The sequence below is a fragment of the Chloroherpetonaceae bacterium genome (assembly GCA_025056565.1).
GTDB lineage: Bacteria > Bacteroidota > Chlorobiia > Chlorobiales > Thermochlorobacteraceae > Thermochlorobacter.
The window spans coordinates 1-860 of the sequence record JANWWA010000044.1 but is presented as its reverse complement, the minus strand read 5'-3'; the positions used below and the strand labels follow the sequence as shown (position 1 = coordinate 860).

Here is an 860-nt window from a genome sequence, read left to right as displayed (position 1 = left end):
ATGTCAAAGTCCAGACCATAAAAGATGCTTTGCAAAAAGCCATAAGCTTCTTGCAGAGCCGCTTCAGCTTCCTTTTCTTTGGTGATGTCGATTGCAACACCGTTCCAAACTATGTCGCCATTTTCCAAGCGGCTTGGTTTAGCGCGCAGAAGCACCCAGTGCGTGTCCCCTGTTTTTCGATGACGGGTTTGGACTTCCACTTCAAATGCTTCCATTGTGTGAAGCGACTCTTCACTTTTCTGGCGAAGTTGCGAAAGTGACTCAGGCAAGAGCAACCGCATTAGAGCCTCAGGACTTTGAAGCAGTTCCTCAACCGTAACGCCCAAAATAACCTCAACACCTTTGCTTACGTAGGTAAAACGCTGAGCACCTGATTGAGTAATGACATACTGATAAAGCGCAACATTCGGCAAACTGTCGTTGACCGCGGCAAGAAGCGAGGCGTAGTCGCGCAGCGCTTTTTCTTGCGCTTTGCGCTCAGTGATGTCTTCCACTGCCGTAACCTTGTAGCGTTTGCCGTTCTCGAGCGTAAGCAGTTCGGCGGTAACATAGATGTTGCGCAGCGCGCCATCTTTGCGCTGCAAGAGCCATTCGCCTGTTGGATTCTTTCCACCCGCAATAAATGCCGAATGCACGCCTGCCGCACGCGGTTTATCTTCGCTGGGAATCACGAGCGTAAAGTGCTTGCCAATGAGTTCCTCGCGAGCGTAGCCGTAAGTCTTGCAATAAGCGGGATTGACTTCCACGAAATTACCTTGTTCATCTGTGAGACAAATGCCAATCGGCACAGTGTTGTAAAGCGATTGCAGAAGCGAAAGATTGTCGCGCAAGGCTTGTTCGGCTTCTTTTTGCGCCGTGAT

1 protein-coding gene is annotated in these 860 nt (G+C 50.1%); it reads right to left on the bottom strand.

Annotation, left to right across the window (positions count from 1 at the left end; translation table 11 throughout):
* Window positions 1–860, bottom strand: an 860-nt coding sequence (locus tag NZM05_12575; GenBank protein ID MCS7014449.1) for a PAS domain S-box protein, incomplete at both ends; no start/stop codon positions are given.